At 52.9% G+C, this 19,889-nt stretch carries 12 protein-coding genes; 4 read left to right on the top strand and 8 right to left on the bottom strand.

The genetic code is table 11. The features are described from left to right. Positions 1-17 precede the first annotated feature (17 nt). On the bottom strand, positions 18-1,610 hold the full coding sequence (gene murJ / locus TERTU_RS04585; protein WP_015817476.1) for a murein biosynthesis integral membrane protein MurJ: 1,593 nt from the start codon (positions 1,608-1,610) through the stop codon (positions 18-20). A gap of 256 nt (positions 1,611-1,866) precedes the next feature. Between murJ and TERTU_RS04580 the strand changes: the two genes are divergently transcribed. Continuing rightward, positions 1,867-2,583 (top strand): OmpA family protein, encoded by a 717-nt coding sequence (locus tag TERTU_RS04580; protein ID WP_015820279.1) that lies wholly within the window; start codon positions 1,867-1,869, stop codon positions 2,581-2,583. A 198-nt stretch (positions 2,584-2,781) separates the two neighbouring features. Here TERTU_RS04580 and TERTU_RS04575 read toward each other — a convergent pair whose 3' ends face one another. Then, complete coding sequence (locus TERTU_RS04575) at positions 2,782-4,185, bottom strand: methyltransferase family protein (protein ID WP_015819676.1); 1,404 nt, start codon at positions 4,183-4,185, stop codon at positions 2,782-2,784. Between the two features lie 446 nt (positions 4,186-4,631). Between TERTU_RS04575 and TERTU_RS04565 the strand changes: the two genes are divergently transcribed. Further along, the gene (locus TERTU_RS04565; protein ID WP_228378267.1) at positions 4,632-6,008 is read left to right on the top strand and encodes a hypothetical protein; all 1,377 of its coding nucleotides are present in this window, start codon (positions 4,632-4,634) and stop codon (positions 6,006-6,008) included. Between the two features lie 5 nt (positions 6,009-6,013). Next, on the top strand, positions 6,014-6,424 hold the full coding sequence (locus TERTU_RS04560) for a DUF4124 domain-containing protein (RefSeq protein WP_015816870.1): 411 nt from the start codon (positions 6,014-6,016) through the stop codon (positions 6,422-6,424). A 135-nt stretch (positions 6,425-6,559) separates the two neighbouring features. Here TERTU_RS04560 and aceF read toward each other — a convergent pair whose 3' ends face one another. From aceF to TERTU_RS04535, 5 genes are all read right to left on the bottom strand, one after another. Then, positions 6,560-8,509, bottom strand: coding sequence for a dihydrolipoyllysine-residue acetyltransferase (gene aceF / locus TERTU_RS04555; RefSeq protein ID WP_015818543.1), 1,950 nt, complete (start codon positions 8,507-8,509; stop codon positions 6,560-6,562). A 14-nt stretch (positions 8,510-8,523) separates the two neighbouring features. Next, positions 8,524-11,178 carry a pyruvate dehydrogenase (acetyl-transferring), homodimeric type gene (gene aceE / locus TERTU_RS04550; protein WP_015817967.1) on the bottom strand — a complete coding sequence of 885 codons (2,655 nt, stop codon included), beginning with the start codon at positions 11,176-11,178 and terminating at the stop codon, positions 8,524-8,526. Between the two features lie 520 nt (positions 11,179-11,698). Further along, positions 11,699-14,620: an insulinase family protein gene (locus TERTU_RS04545; RefSeq protein ID WP_015819128.1), complete on the bottom strand. Its 2,922-nt coding sequence runs from the start codon at positions 14,618-14,620 to the stop codon at positions 11,699-11,701. Further along, entirely contained in the window at positions 14,613-15,716 is a 1,104-nt protein-coding gene (locus tag TERTU_RS04540) for an AI-2E family transporter (protein ID WP_015820895.1), read from the bottom strand. The genes TERTU_RS04545 and TERTU_RS04540 overlap by 8 nt, the downstream gene beginning before the upstream one ends. A gap of 2 nt (positions 15,717-15,718) precedes the next feature. Then, positions 15,719-16,000 (bottom strand): sulfurtransferase TusA family protein, encoded by a 282-nt coding sequence (locus tag TERTU_RS04535; RefSeq protein WP_041590058.1) that lies wholly within the window; start codon positions 15,998-16,000, stop codon positions 15,719-15,721. A gap of 170 nt (positions 16,001-16,170) precedes the next feature. Between TERTU_RS04535 and TERTU_RS04530 the strand changes: the two genes are divergently transcribed. Then, a complete protein-coding gene (locus TERTU_RS04530) occupies positions 16,171-17,631 on the top strand; it encodes a M48 family metalloprotease (protein WP_015819679.1) in 1,461 nt (486 codons plus the stop codon). A gap of 20 nt (positions 17,632-17,651) precedes the next feature. On the opposite strand, the gene TERTU_RS04525 is transcribed toward TERTU_RS04530, so the two are convergent. Continuing rightward, on the bottom strand, positions 17,652-19,781 hold the full coding sequence (locus tag TERTU_RS04525; RefSeq protein ID WP_015819192.1) for a sensor domain-containing protein: 2,130 nt from the start codon (positions 19,779-19,781) through the stop codon (positions 17,652-17,654). Positions 19,782-19,889: the final 108 nt, after the last annotated feature.

Here is a 19,889-nt window from a genome sequence, read left to right as displayed (position 1 = left end):
GCGATTGCCGGGGCCTGTCAACTGGATGTGGGCCGCAGATGCCCCAGCCGCACCCCCGAAATAAACAGAACCACCACATACGCCAGCAAACCTGCCGCACAGAGCCCAAGCACCCACCCTAAGCGCGTGAGCGCGTCGGCGACCGCCATATCGCCTATCTGCGAGACACCCGCCAGCAACACTACCGCCATTACCGCATTCGCCAACAGTGACTGTACCGCGAACCGCAGCCACCCATCACCGGGCTGATAGGCGCCGCACTGGCGCAGGCCCCGCAACAGCAGGGCCGCATTGAGAAACGCTGAGCCGGATGTCGCAAGCGCCAGGCCCGCGTGCCCCACCTGCCAGATAAAGTGAAGTGGCAGCACAAACACAATATTCAGCACCATGTTGGTCGCCATCGCGATAATGCCTATTCGCACCGGTGTACGGGTGTCCTGACGAGAAAAGAAACCGCTGGCCAATACTTTGATCAACATAAAAGCCGTTACGCCGAACGCGTAGGCCCACAAGCTGTATTTCGCCATCATCACATCGGTCGGGCGAAACTGATCGTACTGAAAGAGCGCAAACAGGATAGGTTCAGCCAGGACAATCAGCGCGACAGCTGCAGGCAGGCCAATCAACAAGATCAGTCGCATGGCCCAATCCAGCGTATGACTGAAGGCCTGCCCCCCGCGCACATGCTGACGAGAAAGCGCAGGCAATATGACTGTGGCGATGCCAACGCCAAAGACCCCGAGCGGAAGCTCCGTGAGGCGGTCAGAAAAATACAGCCAGGAAATGGACCCGTCTGGTAAAAAGGACGCCAGAGCCGTGTCGAACAGCAGGTTAATCTGGCTAACCGAAACCCCAAACATCGCCGGTGCCATCAGTTTCAACACTCGCGTAACGGCTGCATCACCCCAGTCCACCGTAGGGTGAGGCAGCAAGCCCAGTTGGAGCAGAAATGGAATCTGGAACAAGAGCTGAATAACGCCTGCCACCAGAACACCCCAAGCCAGCGCAAACGCAGGTTCGTCCATCCGAGGTGCAACCATTGCTGCTGCAATGATCAGCGTCGCATTCAGCAACACCGGAGTAAATGCCGGTACGGCAAAACGGTCGTAGCTGTTAAGTATGGCGCCGGCAAAACCTGTGAGTGAAATTAGCAACAGATAAGGAAACGTAATCCGCAGCAAATCCGAGGTGAGCGCAAATTTATCCGGGTTTTTCAGCAAAAAACCCATGCCAAACACACCCACAACGAGTGGTGAAGCAATAACCACGACCACCGTGAGCAACACCAGAGCTGAACCAAGGCAACCAGCAACCCGGTCAATAAAATTGCGAACGGCTTCTACACTGCCCTGCTCCCGATACTCTGAAAGCACAGGCACGAACGCCTGGGCAAATGCGCCTTCGGCAAATAAACGACGCAAAAAATTGGGAATTTTGAAGGCCACATAAAAGGCATCGGCGGACGCTTCTGCACCGAGAAACCGAGCAAATAATATATCCCTGAGTAAGCCCATAAGCCGCGATAGCATCGTCATGGACCCTACCACCGCACTGGAGCGCAGCACGCTGGGCGATTTTTTCGGTTGTTGAGTGCGATTTTCAGAGGTCAACGGATGCCGCCTTTTCTACAACAAAATTGGAGCGAAACTCTAGCCGCATTGCCCGCACAGCGCAATCGCATCCCACTAAATACCGGTCCAGGCAAGGCTACGCCGCCACAGTTTGCCATTTTCTATCGCTAACCCGTCCGATTTGTTCCATTTGAGAGCCAGCTTTGCGCTGTTTAATAACCCTGTGTCCGGCGAACAGCGCCACTAACCAAATCCGATTGACTTAATCACTGAAATTGAACACGAGGAATCTCTCATGAAACTGCAAGCGAAAACCTTCACCAAAACATTCACAGCTATTGCCCTGTCCAGCGTCATTGCTACGCCGATATTTGCTGCAAGCTCAGCCACCCCAAGCGATGTAAGCGCAACAACTGCTGCAAAAAGCGCGGGCATTTTTACCACAGCAACTATCGTGGGCGGCGTGGCCGGTGGCCCGGTCGGATTTTTTCTCGGTGCCCTCTCCGGCGCCTACCTGGGCGAACAAAACAAAAACCACGAGCGCAACAAAACCGCGCTGAAGGAAGCGGAAACATCTCTCACCAGCAGCCGTAACGAGGTCGCCATGCAGCAACGAGTCATCGCGAAAATGCAGAAACAAGTAGAACAGCCAATCGAGTTTTTAGTGTATTTCCCTACCGGCGAAGATGCGCTTTCACATCAGGATAGCCAGCGCATTCAATCGCTCGCAAATTACATGACAGATAACCCCAGCCTTCGTGTACGTCTTGATGGTTTTGCAGACCCACGCGGCACTGACGAGTACAACAACGTTTTGTCTGAGGAGCGAGCACGAAGTGTTGTCGACGCGCTGGTCGCACGCGGTATTGACAGTCGCCGAATTGAGTACCAGGCACATGGTGCAAGCATGTCAATGGCCACCGCAGGGGATAAAGACGCCTACGCGCTGGAAAGAAAAGTTCGTATCGAAGTGTACAGCCCCAAGCTTACCCGCAAGGTAGCAGCAAACTGAGAAAAGAACACAGAAAGCTCCGAGTATCTGAGCACCGCAGCGGCAACAAGCGCGCCGCTGCGACCACGGAATAGCGGCGATTGAACAGTCTCTGATTTCGCTATATGCAAGCGTAAAGCAGTTAACACCTTACCCTCTGATCCTGCGAGTCTTGCCCGGCCTAGTGCCGGGCTTTTTTAGCAGTACCTGCCAAGAGGGCTAGAAAACGCGGGGAATAAAACGATATTTAACCTGTTCACAGTATTCGAGATACACCGGATCGAGCCGCAAATGGCGCTCCTCGGTCAAAGCTCGTTGATAGTAGACAAAAGTCATCAGGCACAAACCAAACGTTTGCATCGCAGCCAATTCGATACCTGTGTGAGTGGCGTTGTATAAAATCGCCGGGAACATCACACACCACCAGGCAAAGTTTTTCGAGGCATAGGCAGGGTGCCGCACAAAAGCGAACGGCCCCTTGCGGATAATTCCTCGATTGGTGAGGTTGGAGAAGCGCACACCGAACCACAAAGTCGCCGACATATAGACGATATAACTACACACCATCATCCCGGTAAACACGGTGATAATCCACTGGTTGTCGAAACGCAACACATCGCGCTCACCGGGTGCGGAATAGTACCAACCCAACGCCTGCTGGAACGGAGGATAACAAATAAGGCAGACCACCCAGCCCAGCATTGTCGGTTCGGCGGATGCCGTCTGGTTGTCGACCCAGCGTGAGGAAATCACATAACCACACCACGCCAGAGCCACATCGATAGAAAAAATAAACGCGATCGAAATATTAAAAAAGTCACTGTTAAAAACCCGGTGAGTATAAGTCCCATTTGCGATACTTGCCGGCAGGCTGCCAAATACATAGCCCACGTTGCTGACAAGGTGCGGAAACTGGCCAATAAAAAATACCGTCATCAGTGGGGTAAAGAATAACTTCACAATCAGAGCACGAGCAATTTTGGCATCATCCTGGCCAAACTGAGGGCACAACTGTGGCGACCCAGAGACTTTCCCCAGAGGGTAGCGCAGAAGTTTGCCAAGAAACCAACCGGTATCGCGGGAATCCGCTTTTGGATCGTAACGCACTGCTCGGGTAAGCAATACATAGGGTAAACCCGCCCACAGATAAGCGGACCACACCATTTCGGTAAACCGGAACCAACCTTGATAGTAGTTGGCATTCATGCGAAAACCATATTCGTTGGCGGTGTGATAAAACTCCAACACAACCCATAATGCGGCCAGATACAACAAATAGTTCAACAGCGACTTCGTGAAGAACGCTCCTAAATTCCGCGCACGCAGATCTGGGTCAATCGATATAAAGCCTTCCCGATCCCATAGCCACAGCCTCACCATCTCCGTGATCAGCATCGCCGCAGTGATAATAAACAGGGCAGCCAGAATACTGTCGGTGCGATTACTGGTAAGTTGTTGGCCCAACACAAACAACCCTTTATTTAAAATATCGAACCGGTTATACGCCATCGCACACAGGAGTACGGTAATCGCACCTACCACCCCACATATCCAGGCTTTGTCGGTAATCCACGCACCAGATTTAGTCTGCCTGATGCCGGCAGTCGAAGTTTGAGTGTTCATGTTGTTATTCTCGTTTTTAACTTTCTTCTTATATTTCCTAAGCTGGGAGACTGCCAACGACGGCAGCCGTCGAGCACGGGATACGGGTAAATCAAGCACGGGATACTATCAAGCAGACCGCAGTTTGTCTGCCCACCAGGGCGCTGATAGTGAACTTGTTGTTTGATTTTTCACAAGGCAATTCCACTAGCCACCACTAAAGCTCACCAGCGTGAACGTTCTTACCACCAAAGTGCTTGCTGGTTTTCCGTACCATCCACCGATAGCGTTCACCGGGTATAACACCTTCGCCTTAATTCTTCTTCGACACACTTCAATCTGAGCGTTTGTTGGCGATTTACGCAGTTTAAAGCCGCTTCACATGCAGGCTATAATCTCGCCTTTGCGTTAGCGTACCAGCCCGCCACCGACCACAAAAACAACAAGAAATCCTGTAGGTAATCGCCGTGACGACACCAGTTGTAGCCCCCAAATCCATTGATCCCCGCTCCATCTTCATCGGTGTGGTATACACCCTTTTGGTACTCGGATATCTCTTCCGCGCGTATTACATCATCGAACACGATCCCGCCCGCCATATATGGAGCGACCCCCAGCGTCACTGGGAGCAAGGTACCGATGTGCTCAGAGACGACCCAATGACGCTGACCGACCCGGTGATGTACCAGCTGTATATCAGCGCTATCGGCAAGCTAACCTACGGCGATCATGGATTGGTCGGTTTTTATACAATTCTGCTCGCGTTTGCGATGCCCTGGCTGTGGTACCGGTTTTTTCGTGAACTGCAACCCTCCAAAGACATCGCACTGGTTGGCTGGGTGGCCATTACCTGGTTGCCTTCGTGGCTGAGCATCTACGGCTACTACATGCAAGAAACGCTGATGCTGCCACTCATGGGCGGCGCGCTCTGGGCCACCTGGCGCTCGATGCGCAAACAGACAGTAAATGCATTCGTACTCATGGTGTTTATCTGGATTATTGCGGGCCTGACCCGCGGCGTTTGTATCCCTATGGCAGCGGTCGCGGCTTCCTGGCTTTGGTTCAGCCAACCGCAGAAAATGACCAAGGCGGTCTACTCGCTTGTACTGCTAGGCTTGATTCTTGGCCCGCTCAGCTACCGCAGCTATCAAAAAATGGGGCTTATCGCACCTCACGGGGTAGGCCAAATGAATATGATCTACGCTAAATCCGGCAAGAAGGAAATTCAGATCAAGTACTCCCGCCAGGGTGCTGTCTGGTATTACGGCTACGGCTCGCCATCTACCGGCACGCGTCCTCTGGCTCCGCTCAGTGACTGGCACACCGCGCGTACCGGGAAGGTGGTTGTCGACATCAATATCGACAATGGCAGCAAAGACTGGGAAACCTACTTTGAACGCAATAGTCTGAGTTTTCAGAAGTACATGTGGCTGGTGAGCGAGAATCTGATTTTTTTGATGCTTGATCCATCCTGGCCCGACTCCAATCTCGACTACGGGCTGGGCTTTGTGAACTACCACTCACGCTGGATATGGTTACCCCTGGGCCTGCTGACGGTAGCACTCACACTCTACACATGGCGAAAAAACAAACATCAATTTCAGGGCCACCAGTGGTTATTGGCAGCGATATTTACCGCCTGGTTTGTGGTGCAGGGGTTCGTCCCCGTGTCGGTAAACGAAGGCCGTTACAGAAAACCGTATGAGGGACTGATAATCGCGCAGCTCGTATTACTTGCTGCCTACAGCCGCCGTTTGAACGGCGGCCGTCTCGAGCGCGCGAGCAGCCAGAATATGTCACCTGCTGCGGAAATCGCGCTCAATGAGGACAATCCCAAGGAGTAATACTAATGAAACGGCAGTACTGGGCACTCGGGCTCGCCCTCGCGTTAAGTAACGTGGATGTATCGCAATCCTATGCTGATGCAGTGAAATGGGTTGACGAGAAAGGTCGTGTGCATTTCGGCGATCGGCCACCCGCAAATACCGCCGTCGAAACAGAAATCGTTGAGCTCAAAGAAGCCCCTAAACTCGGCTTAACCAGCGAAGAGCTCAACGAACAGCGCAAGCGCGTTAACGATTATCGCGCGGAGCTGCGCCGCCAGGAAGTGGAGCGAGAGCAGGCATCGCGACTTCCGCGAACCGATGAACACAAACCGGCAACAACACCACCAACCAGAGAAGAGTGCGCCATGCTACACCCGAACAAAACGAAAGATCGCGTCGAGTGTTTTCGCGAGGCTGAGCAGGACATGCACTAACCTAGGAAAGACATCGGCGTAGGAGAGACACCGGGGTCACTTAGACACAGCACACCCACCATCCAGTCAATATAAAAAAACCCCCAGAGCGCTAACTCTGGGGGTTTTATTTTTTGCCCTGCTTATGCTGCAAGCTTAGAGCAGAAAACGACGCAAGTCGCCCAACACTGACGTCAGCTTGGTCATGAAGCGACCCGCATCTGCACCGTTAATAGCTCGGTGGTCGTAGGAGAGGCACAGCGGCAACATCTGCCGCGGAATAAAGGTTTTGCCGTCCCACACAGGCTGAATAGAGGCCTTAGATACGCCAAGAATCGCGACTTCTGGCGCATTCACTATGGGAGTAAAACCGGTACCGCCAATCGGACCGAGGCTGGAGATGGTGAAACATCCGCCCTGCATATCACGCGGCAACAGCTTGCCATCACGCGCTTTCAACGCCAACTCTACCGATTCTTTTGCCAGTTGGAACAAACCTTTTTTGTTCACATCGCGAATCACCGGCACCATTAACCCGTTAGGTGTGTCCACCGCAATCCCAATGTGCACATATTTTTTCTGAACCAAGTGCTCACCGTCAGAGTGCAGTGAAACATTAAACGCAGGCTCAGCTTCCAGGGCCGCAGCACAGGCTTTCAACAGGAAAGGCAATGGCGTCAACTTAACACCGGCTTTTTCTGCATCCGCCTTCACACTCTTGCGGAATTCCTCCAGCTCAGTGATATCGGCATCGTCAAACTGAGTGACGTGAGGCACGTTCAACCAGTTGCGAGACATATTCGCCGCAGTCACTTTTTTGATTTTGCTCATTTTCAGCATTTCTATTTCGCCGAACTGAGAAAAATCGACCGCCGGTACCGCGGGTATACCCGCGCCACCGGTAGCTGCAGCTGCCGCAGGCGCTTCCTTGTGGTGCTTGAGCGCGTTTTTAACGTAGCTGTTTACGTCATCTTTGGTGATACGCTTACGGGGGCCAGTCGCCACAACCTTAGTCAGGTCCACGCCCAATTCACGCGCCAAATGACGCACCGCAGGGCCCGCGTATACATTGGCACCGGTGAGTTTAGCTTCCGGAGCGGGAGCTTTTTTACTCTTAGCCGGCGCTGCTGCTGCGGGCGTGCTCGGGCTCGACGATGCCGCAGGAGCAGGTGCAGATGACGCGACCTGACCAGCGACTTCCAGCTTCAGCATCGGAACGCCTTTAGACGCCTTATCGCCCTCTTTCAACAGTACCTCAACAACCTTCCCTGACGCCGGCGAGGGCACTTCCATAGACGCTTTATCGCTCTCGAGAACGATTACGGAATCACCTTCAGATATCTCATCGCCTGCAGAAACACAGACTTCAATAACATCCACCTTTTCCGCACCACCAATGTCAGGCACAGCAACCTCCTGTACACCGCCCGGCTGAGCCTGAGCCGCAGGGGTCGCAGGAGAGGGTTCAGCTGCTGCAGGCGCCGCTGCCTTCTGAGCTTCTTCGGCAGGGGCGCTGTCGCTTGCTGCCGGCGCGCTGCCAGCAACTTGCAACACCAGTACAGCGTCACCCATCGAAACTTTGTCGCCCTCTTTAATAGAGATGCTGACGACTTTACCGCTGGCTGGCGCTGGTATTTCCATGGACGCTTTATCGCTCTCCAGAACGATCATTGAATCGCCCTCGGAAATTTCATCGCCAACAGAAACACAAACTTCGATGACATCCACACCTTCTGCACCACCGATATCCGGCACAGTCACCGGCATCTCGGCGGATTCGCTTGACGCTGCAGGGGCGGAGGCTGGCTCACTCTTGGCTTCCGGCTCCGCGCTTGCAGCCGGTTCAGCGGCAGGTTCGTCAGCAGCGCCTTCGACCTCCACTTCAAGAATGCTGTCGCCTTCTGAAACTGTATCGCCCTCTTTAACAAGCAGTTGGGTGATTTTTCCCGCAACCGGAGCAGGAATATCCATCGACGCTTTATCTGATTCCAGCACGATAAGAGAGTCTTCTGCAGCCACAACGTCGCCAACAGCAACGCAGACTTCGATCACATCAACGTTCTCAGCCCCGCCAATATCGGGTACTGGGATAGTTTGCTTAGCCACTCAGTTACTCTCCTCTAGCAAATAGTCGGGTCAGTTTTTTCTGCATTGATGCCGTATTTTTTCATTGCATCACTCACCACAGACAGCTCGATTTTTTTCTCGTCAGCCAGCGCTTTCAATGCCGCACAGGCCACGTAGTAGCGGTCTACTTCGAAGAAGCTGCGCAGTTTTTTGCGGGTGTCCGAACGGCCAAAACCATCGGTACCCAGCACGACATACTGGCCTGGAACATAGGCCCGCAACTGCTCAGTGTAGCTCTTCATGTAGTCCGTCGAGATAACGAAAGGACCTTCGCTCTCTTCCAGTTGCGCGGTGAGGTACGCTTTCTTGGGCTCCTCACTTGGATGCATGCGGTTCCAGCGGTCAGTGCGCTGACCATCACGCGCCAGTTCGTTAACGCTGGTAACGCTCCAGATGTCGGACTCTACACCCCAATCATCGCGCAGCAACTCAGCTGCAGCTTCCACCTCACGCAAAATGGTACCGGCACCCATCAACTGTACGCGCTTCTTCTTAACGGCCTTTTTACCGTCTTTCAGCTTGTAGATACCTTTGATGATGCCCTCTTCTGCCCCTAACGGCATATCCGGGTGCGCGTAGTTCTCGTTCATGGTGGTGAGGTAGTAGAAGACATTTTCTTTGTCGACATACATACGCTTCAAACCATCCTGAATGATCACTGCAAGCTCATAGGCATAGGTAGGATCGTAGCTGCGGCAGTTTGGAATGGTGTTCGCCATTAAATGGCTGTGACCGTCCTGGTGCTGCAGGCCTTCGCCATTCAGCGTGGTACGACCCGCGGTGGCGCCAATCAGAAAGCCACGCGCCTGAATGTCACCGGCCAGCCACGCCAGATCACCAATACGCTGGAAGCCGAACATGGAGTAGTAAACATAGAACGGCACCATAGGTACACGGTAAGTGCTGTAGGCTGTTGCCGCAGTGATCCACGCAGACATTGCACCAGCTTCGTTAATACCTTCTTCGAGGATCTGGCCTTTTTTGTCTTCTTTGTAGTACATGATCTGATCGTGATCATGCGGGGTGTAGTGCTGCCCTTCAGATGAGTAGATACCCAGCTGACGGAACATGCCTTCCATACCAAAAGTACGCGCTTCGTCAGGCACGATAGGCACAACCTGCTTGCCCATGTTTTTGTCTTTCACCAGCGTGGAGATAAAACGGACAAACGCCATAGTAGAGGAAATTTCGCGTTCCCCGGTGCTTTTCAACAGACCTTTAAAGGTATCCAGGCTGGGGATTTCCATCGATTCGAAATCGGCCACACGCGACGGCAGGTAACCCTGCAATGCCTCACGGCGCTTGCGCATGTAGACCATTTCTGGCGAATCCGGCGCAGGTCGATAGTAAGGCACAGATTTCAGATCGTCATCGGAAACAGGAATACCGAAGCGGTCGCGGAAATTCTTCAGGCTTTCAACGTCCAGCTTTTTGACCGAGTGCGCGACGTTGGCTGATTCACCCGAAGCACCCAGGCCGTAGCCTTTTACAGTGTGGGCCAGAATAACTGTCGGCTGCCCCTTGTGAGACACAGCTTCTGAATACGCTGCATACACTTTCTGCGGATCGTGGCCACCACGGTTGAGCTGGAAAATCTCGTCGTCGCTCATATCTGCGACCAGTTCCAGCAACTCGGGGTATTTACCAAAGAAGTGTTCGCGGGTGTAGGCGCCACCGTTGGCTTTGTAGTTCTGCAGTTCGCCGTCGAGCACTTCGTTCATGCGCTTCTGCAACAAACCAGTTTTGTCTTTCTCGAGCAGGCGGTCCCAACCGGAACCCCAAACCACTTTGATGACATTCCAACCTGCGCCGCGGAATACGCCTTCCAGCTCTTGAATAATCTTGCCGTTACCCCGCACAGGACCATCCAAACGCTGAAGGTTACAGTTGATCACGAAGATCAAATTCTCCAGCTGTTCGCGACCTGCCATGGAGATAGCGCCGAGGGATTCCGGCTCATCACACTCACCATCGCCCAGGAATGCCCACACTTTGCGGTCACCGCGTGGACACAAACCACGAGCGGACATGTAACGCATCACATGCGCCTGATAAATAGCTTGAATAGGACCCAGTCCCATAGAGACGGTCGGGAACTGCCAGTAGTCTGGCATCAGCCAGGGGTGCGGATAGGAAGACAAGCCGTTGCCGTCCACTTCGCGACGGAAGTTATCCAGTTGGTCTTCAGACAAACGACCCTCGAGGTAAGAGCGCGCGTAAATGCCGGGGGAAATGTGACCTTGGAAATACACCAGGTCACCGCGTTGTTCACCGTCATCGCCACGGAAAAAGTGGTTAAAACCCACTTCGTACAGGGTCGCAGAGGACGAGAATGAGGAGATATGACCACCCAAACCTTCGTCGTTATCATTCGCGCGCATAACCATTGCAATCGCGTTCCAGCGCACCAGGGAGCGGATTTTTCGCTCCATGTGCTCGTCACCGGGTGAACGTTTTTCATCGCGAACAGCAATGGTATTTGCGTAAGGCGTCGTGATCGCCGACGGCAGACGAACGCCAGAGTGGATTGCACTGTTTGCCAGTTGTACCAACAGGTATGAAGCGCGATCCGCGCCGCTGTGGCGTATAACCGATTCCAGTGCTTCTAACCACTCCTGGGTTTCGAGAGCATCAGTATCCTCAAGCATTAAAGCCTCCTGATTCATGACTGTGTTATGCACAGTTTTTTTAAGATAGCGTGTCGCCGCGAATGGCTACTCTGTTTTAGCATTCATCCGCTGATTAATTCTTCGCAGTGGAAATTTTGGGTTGAGAGTTTTTTTGAATTGCCCCTTTTTGCCTGGCTTTGAATTCCGGCGAGACTTACCCTGGGTGGCGCGATAGCTGTACCTGATCGGACCAGCCGCTGAAAGTGCGACTGAAAACCGGCGCCAGAGAAATCCTTTAACCAAGCGACCAACCGGCTAGAAAACAACCATCTCTGTGCGCTTGCCAGCGTATCGCTAAACACTGTTTGGCTGTACATTCATCGTGAATTTCACAGGCAAGGCACCACAAAAAACATTAACCCGAGACTAGCGAATTTTCAGGTGTCACGATTCTACACACATCGAAATCAATTAGCCAGCCAAATAATTAGCTGCACCGCAGCATAGAAAATACGCCTATTTCCCCCTGCTTTCACTGCATTTCGCAGGCGTTTAATCACTATTTGTAGTCGTAGGTTACGGCCCCTTTTTTGAACTTATCGGGACTGTCAACTTCATCATAAAAGGCATCGAGCAGCGCCGCTGCATCCGGCGGTGTTAACAACAACAGGCGAGTATTTTTGTTTAACAACTGATCGGAATACGTCTTTTGAATGTCAGAAGGCTGTATGGCCTCGACGGCTTTCGCGAGCTTTTGACTGCGCATGAAATCCTGATCTGTCAGTACCGTCTGCCAATATTCCTGGGCTTGCTCCGCGAGGCTTTTCGGCTTTTCCATGAGCACTGAAATGACTGCGGCTTTGTCTCGCTCAAAATTTGTTAGAACTCGCGACTCAAATCCGGTTAAAAATGCATCCATCTCACCAAGAATTTTCGATACAGGCACCGCCGGGCTCTGCACCACAGCAACAATCGCCGGCACATCGCGAATTGGATAGTTTGAAGCAAACACAATATAACCCAGTTGTTTCTCTGTGCGGAGGGTGCCGTAAAAAGGCGTCGCTATGAGCTGCTGAAGAAGCAGCGTTTTCGCATTACTTTCCAGTGAATCGTCTGCCCCTTGGAAATACACCACTGCACCGGCATCGGCATGCTCCACAGGCACAGAGTTCCAGCGTCCCTTTTGACCCGCGGTCTTGCTCGCAGACATATTGACCACTCGGGTTGATGGTAGAGCAGCAGGCGGGCGCGATCCCTTTACCAAATTGGCCAGGGTTTTACCCGTTGCGCGAGCAGATGTTTTGTCAACATTGCCATACACGAGGATTTGGAGATCTGCCTGAGACATCAAGCTCACTGCGGCAGTCTCATAAGATGCCCTGTCCATTGCAGCCAACGCGCCTGCGAGCTGCTCAGGCGCCCAATAGGGCGAGAATACAAATGCAGGCAGATTTTTCAATAATTTGCGATAAGGGCTATCGAGCTGCATATTGTTGTAGGCTCGCAGCAACTCCATGCGCGCATCAGCGAACACGCGATCGTGCACCTTCGCGCGATATTTTTTGCTACGATTGTACTTACGCATATCCCGGACAACAGCTTTAACCAACTGATCGAGCGTATCGTTGTAGCCCTGAAAATCAATATCGATTCCCCGAGAACTGGCACTCACATTAAAACTCAAACCCGCCATGGCCGCGTTGTAAGCCGTTTCGTTGAGCATTTCCGCGGTAATTTTTGCGTACAACCGGGCAAGTGCAGCCCCCTCTACAGTGTCAGCCACCGGCGGTAATAGCAAACGCGCTTTCACATGTGCTTTGGGTACACCAAAGGTATGGTCCTGAGCGTACCAGACGCTGACGTTGTCTGAACTCACGACTTTAACCGGCACCTCTGGTGCAACGCTATCACGCAACAGCGCAAAATCATCTGCAATAAATGGGTTCGGTTTAGGAAGCGCCAGCTTTTTCACCAGCGCTTGTTCTGCAGGCAACAAATTACCGCCCGCGTCATGCTGTTCGAGACTGTAAGGCGTGGCGTAATACGTAGATTCAAGCTCGGGTTCGCCGCCAGGGGCAACCAACACTCGCAGCATATTTTCCGGCGAAATAAACTTGAGATAGCGTTGAATCAGCTTCTTATCAAATTTGCCGTACCAGTTAGCTGCTTTGAGTACCAGCTCTGGCGGGTACAACTGAAGACTGCTCGATAAATCGACTACTTCGTTGATTGGTGCCGTTTTATCACCGTATTCAAACGCTAAATTCCCCAGATTCTTGAGCTCGTCGAAGCGCCACTTTTCCACACCTTCGCGTTGCAACAGGTCAACATAGGCAAACAACAGGGCTTCCACAGCGGCGATATTATCCACACCAGCTTCCGTCAAACTGATGGTGACCGCAAAGGCATCACCTCCACGCCAGTTAAACGCGTTCCCGGACCCCAGTGCAGTGGCCCAATTCTGCGCCTTTAGCAAGCTCAGCAGACTCCCCTCGCCTTCGTGACCGATAAAAAAACTGATATAGCTCAGAGGCTTCTCTGCGAAGTACTTCTCCGTGGCTGGTACCGGGAACACAAAACTGATCTCCCGCATATCTTTGCGCGGCTGAACCCGTATGAACGTGCCTTTATTCTGCTCGCTCAGAAACGATTCAAACTCACTGAGAGCAGCGACCTCGCGATTCGGCACTCCGGTAAAACTCTCGGCTACCCAGTTTTCAAGCGTTGCCATGGGCTGGTTGCTCACCACCGCCAGGCTCATACGGTGCGCACTGTAATGCGCCTGGTAAAAAGCGACCAGATCATCCCTTAGCGGACGGGGAGTATCCACATCCAAGGTCTCGAGATTGCCAACAGAGAAGCGGCTCAACGGATGGCCGGGCACGGCAATTTCACGATACACATCGCGGATGCGTCGGTACTCATCCGTGTATTTCGCTGTGTATTCTGAATTGACGGCGTTGCGCTCACGCCCTACATAGGCCGCGTTAAACAGAGGATCAATAAAAAACTGTGCGAATCGATCCAGTGCGGGCTGGAGCGCATCGTTGTTGATATCGAAAAAATAATTGGTATTAGTCGCGCTAGTGAAAGCATTGTGATCACCACCGTGGCCAGAGATAAAGTCCTGGTAGGCATCCGCCTTGGGGTATTTCCCCGTACCGAGAAAAAGCATGTGTTCGAGAAAGTGAGCCAGCCCCTGGCGATCCATCGGATCATCGGTACTGCCCACGTCGACATTCATCGACGCCGCGGATTTTTCTGCCGCCGGGTCTGAAATCAGCAGCACTTTAAGCTGGTTTGGCAACAGCAGGTATTTCACCTGTCGCGTTGCGGAGGCAGGTTGAATTACCTGGACTGGCGCTACAGGGGCTACTGTTGATTGGCGTTCGCCCAAGCCATTCGCTTGAGCATGACTAAAACCAGCAACAGCGCTGATTAGAACGGCAGCGAAACCAATCGCTGTTTTTCTCTTATTCATTCGCAAACTTTTCACCAGTATCGAGCGCAATAGCGGGGCGCTCCTCTAACATCGCCGTGGGCCATGCATTCATAATCGCTTTACACAAAGTCGCCAGCGGAATCGCAAAGAACACCCCCCAAAAACCCCACAAGCCGCCAAAAACCAGTACCGCAAGCACAATAGCCACAGGGTGCATTTTCACCGCCTCAGAAAACAGCAAGGGTACTAGCACGTTGCCATCCAGTGCCTGAATCACGCCATAAGCGAGCATGATATAGAAAAAATCGTTGCTCCAACCCCACTGAAAAAAGCCGATAACCGCCACCGGCAAGGTAACCATTGCGGCTCCAATGTACGGAATTAGCACAGATAAACCTACCGAGATTCCCAACAATAACGCGTAGTTCAGATCGAGCAGACTAAATGTGATACTGGATATTCCACCGACAATCACAATTTCGATCACCTTGCCACGCACATAATTGGCAATTTGCAGGTTCATCTCCATCCATATTTTTCGCATCACCGGGCGCCGCGTGGGCAGCATGTTGCTGAGCCAGTTGATCATCTGTTCGCCATCTTTCAAGAAGAAAAATACGAGAATCGGCACCAAAACCAGATAGATTAAGGCCGCCACCAGAACCGGCAATTGGGTGAGTGAGAAGGACAAAATACTTTGCCCCCACTGAGTCATTTCGATGCGCAACGTTGCAATCAGTTCCTTGACCTGGAGTTCGGTCACCAGAGCCGGATATTTTTCGGGCAATAGCAACAAAAGATTCTGCCCCTCAACAAGCATGCGTGGCGTTTCGTTGAGAAGATTAATTAACTGGCGCCAGAGCGCAGGCACCACAAACACGAGGCTGAGGAAAATGCTGCAAGTGAGTACCAAAAAAGTGAGCGTCACCGAAAGGTTATGCGGTATTCCCCAACCGTTAAGCCGCTGTACCATCCCCTGCATAAGAAAGGCGATTATAATCGCGGCAATCATCGGCGCTAACACATGCCCCAAGGTCACCAGAATAATCACGCTGGCGACCAACAGCACCGCCACGAGAACAGCCTCTTCGTCTGCGAAATACCGCTCCAGCCAGGTTTTAAAAATATGCAGCATGGTTATTTCTGCCCTGTCAGTTGCGCGCTATCGCATTTTTGCAGGACATAGATATACAGCTCATCTTGCCTCTCGAAATGCAACAACGTATGCAAAGACAACTTCGCGAATGTTTTCACATCCCGCTCCGAGCCGGGATCACTCGCCATCAACCGCAGAGTCTGGCCGTGTGAGAGGCGGCTCAAGCCTTGTTTCGCTTTAAGAAGAGGCATCGGGCAGGCGAGACCAATCGCGTCTATTTCCAGATCGCAATCAGTGGTTTGAGTAGCGTGAGTCACAGTCATCCTGTAGTTGGCGTCGGTAAAGAGGCGGTCGCCGTCTGAATAACAGCGACCAGTCGACGTCGATCATAGCACGAACTGAATGAACTCTATGCCGCCAACCCGATCAAAGAGGGCTACGCTTGCGGTAAACTTGGACTCTGACAATCAACCCTTCAGCCTGGGGCAGAAACTTGTTACAAAAACTATTACAACAGTCATTTCGCGCTCTGGTCGCAGCCTGCCTGGGCCTGTGTTTTGCCCAACAAACGCTGGCTGCTGACCTGCAATTGCCTGAGCTAGGGGACAACAGCGCGGGCCTGATTTCACCGAAACAAGAGTACGAGCTGGGCCAGAAATGGTTGCGCATTTACCGCTCGCAGGTACCCACCACGTCTGACCCCTTTATTCAGGTTTACGTTGAGAACATGGTACGCAAACTCGCCGCCTATAGTGAGCTCAAAGACCGCCGTCTCGACATTCTGGTGATCGAAAACCCCACACTTAACGCATTTGCAGTTCCAGGCGGCATCATCGGGGTCAACACCGGCATCCTGAAATTCGCCGATACCGAAGAGCAGATGTCTTCGGTAATTGCGCATGAGCTTGCTCACTTAAGCCAGCGGCACTATGCGCGTCAGGTTGAAAAGCAGCAAAACTCCAGCACGACCTACCTCGCCGCTTTTCTCGCCAGCATTCTGCTAGGAGTCGCCGCAGGAACTGACGCGGGTATCGCCGCGATTTCCGCGACTCAAGCCGCGGCCCTGGACTCACAATTGCGCTTTAGCCGGCAGATGGAGCAGGAAGCAGACCGCCTGGGCATGGAAACATTGGTTCGCAGTGGCATGGACCCTTATGCCATGGCGGGCATGTTTGAAAATATGCTGCGTGCAACCCGATTCCAGCGACGTCCGCCAGAATTTCTTTTGTCGCACCCGGTGACAGAATCCCGGGTGACTGAAGCGCGCTTGCGCGCTCAACAATACCCAAACAAACCACCGTTACCTGTTGAAGAATACGACCTGATTAAGGCCCGCGCCTATCTGCTGCACGAGAAAAACCACCAGACTGCCGTCAATATGTTTGAAAGCGAAATGCGCGGCACCCAGTTTGACAGGGTTGCTGCCCGCTATGGCTTGGTACTGGCGCTCACCCGCAACGGCGAAACCGAGCGGGCAACCCAGGAGATCGCGCCGTTACTGGCCCAGGAGCCAGACAACGTCTACTTCCAGATCGCTAAGGCCGATATTTACGCAGAGTCTGGCGATTTTGCCGCAGCGCGGAAAGTCCTTGAGGCCAATCTGAAAAAGCAGCCAAACAGCCACCCACTGAATACCCGCTACGCCGAAGTACTGATGATGTCTGGCGATTATCAAACCTGCAAAGACGTGTTGCGCGCGCACGTACAACGCCGCCCGAAAGATGACTATATCTGGTATTTAACCGCCGAAGTTGAGGGGCTGGCGGGCAACATTTACGAGGTGCACGTCGCGCGTGCAGAGTATTTCAAACTCAACGGCCTGTACGACAAAGCTGAAATCCAACTGACTAACGCGATGCGCCTCACCAGCAGTAAAAGCCCGCAAGCACGCGCCAGGCTCGAAGAGCAGCTGCGAGAGGTCCGCGAAATGCGACGTGAAATGAAGGATCTTTAGCGCCGACAGGCTAACCGCGGCTAGGGTAACCCACCCGACCACTGGCTGTTAAGCAACCAGCGGGTTGCATCCGCTGCGGGCATCGGCCGTGCAATCAGGAACCCCTGCGCACTATCGCACTTATGATCCTGCAGGCGTTGGTAGATTTCCTGTGATTCCACGCCCTCCGCCACCACGCTGAGGCCAAGGTTGTGAGCAAGATTAATCGTGGAATTAACGATAATTTCGTCCTGCTCATCAATGAGCATATCCATCACAAACGACTTGTCGATTTTAAGCGTTCCCACCGGCAACCGCTTTAGGTAGGCCAGTGAGGAGTAGCCCGTGCCGAAATCGTCAATCGAAAGATGGACGCCAAGTGCCGCGATTTTTTTCAACGCGGTCAACGCACGCTCCGGGTCATTCATGATGGTCGATTCCGTCAACTCCATCTCCAGACAATGGCCCGGTAAATCGTACTGCGTTAGCAGCTGACGCAATTCAGCCAGCAGACGTTCGTCGGTCACATTGCTGGCAGACAAGTTCATCGCCACTGTTATATCGTGACCTTCGCGCCGCCAGATCGCGCACTGGCGAATAGATTCTGCCATCACCCAGCAGGTCAACGGATAAATCAGATTAGATTTCTCAACGATGGGAATAAAATCCACTGGCGGTACTGTGCCAATTTCCGGGTGATGCCACCGCAATAGACCTTCAAACCCGGTCACCCGATGGGTGAGCAGATCGATCTTAGGTTGAAAATACAGCTCGAGCTGACTTTCCCGAATGGCTCGCCGCAGTGCTCCCATAATCTCCAAGCGCGTGGGTGAATGCGGGTCGAATTCCGGATCGTAGACGGCAACCCCTTTCAAGGCGCGCTTGGCATGGTACATAGCGACGTCTGCATAGCGCATCAAGGTGCTCACATCCCGCCCCTGATCCGGAAACATAGAAATTCCGATGCTCGCGGTAACCTCGGTGCGAAAGGTTTCTATCTCGAATGGCTCTCCTAGACTGTCAATAAACCGATGCCCGAGTACCAGCGCCTGATGGGCATTGCGCACGCGCGGCAAGAATACGGCAAACTCATCTCCACCCAAACGGGCAACCAAACCCTCCAGTTCGACCATCTCCCCTTCGAGGCGCGGACCAACCTGCTGCAGCACGCTGTCTCCAGCGCGATGGCCCAGTGTGTCGTTTATCTCTTTAAAGCGGTCCAGGTCGATAATCATCAGCGCCATTAACTGATCATTTTTGGCGTTGGCGATGGTTTGCTCCATGGTGCTGTAGAGCAGCGTTCGGTTGGGCAACAGGGTGAGCGAATCGTGGTTTGCGAGGTACTCCATGCGGTCCGTATGCGTGCGTTGATCGGTGATGTCGCGGGTTATACCCCAGGCGCGCATCAACAATCCATTTTCAACCACACCAATTGCCGAGCTCTGCATGTACCCGCACATGCCGGTGCGATCAACACGTGAAAACTCCTTGTTTTCCAGCCGATATCCGTTATCGATAAAAGCGCGGACGTCTTGATAACTGGAAAGCGATCCGCTACGTGACAGCGGTAAGCCAATCACATCCCGCGTGTGAGTCACACCAAAAAATCGCGCGAGCGTCTCGTTGCATTCGACTAATATGGCTCGTTTAAGTATCTGTTCCACTTGCAGCTGCGGCGAAAGCGTTGTATCGACCGGCGGGTAGACCTCGTAACACCAGATAGCATCCGCACTATTAGCGATAAACGCCTTATAGCGAGCATCGCTCTCTTCGAGGGCTCGCTCCTTGACCACCGACTCGGAAATGTCGTTTATCACCAGCATTACGCCGGTGACTTCGCCAAGCTTGTTGAGCGTAGGAATTTTATCGACGCTGAACCAGCGACAGTCCGCCCCTTTGCCAGAACGCTCCTTCACTCCCCAACTGGGGATTCCCGTACGCACCACTTGCATCATTTCGCGCTGGGTTTGCTCCGGCTGGTGCCAGTGTTGCGCAAGCTCGACAAACGTGCGCCCAACAAGCTGTTCTAACGGTCGCCACTGGCATGCTCTGCGATTGCCATGAATCACCGTACCCCAGCGATCAAAATAGAGAATGACCGACCGCAGCGCATCTAACAGTGCGAGGAGCTCTATATTGTCGGTAATCGTTGGTTGGGGCTCAGGAGTCACAGGCAGGTATCAACGTTTGCTTGAGTCATCGATAGTTGGCTGGCGCGACAGACGCTCTCGCTTTCGTCGCCACAAGATACTCCATTTAGTATAGACAAGCTCACTATC

The sequence above is a fragment of the Teredinibacter turnerae T7901 genome, from assembly GCF_000023025.1.
Lineage (GTDB): Bacteria > Pseudomonadota > Gammaproteobacteria > Pseudomonadales > Cellvibrionaceae > Teredinibacter > Teredinibacter turnerae_B.
The sequence above is the reverse complement of the archived record's forward strand: the minus strand, read 5'-3'. Positions and strand labels throughout refer to the sequence as shown.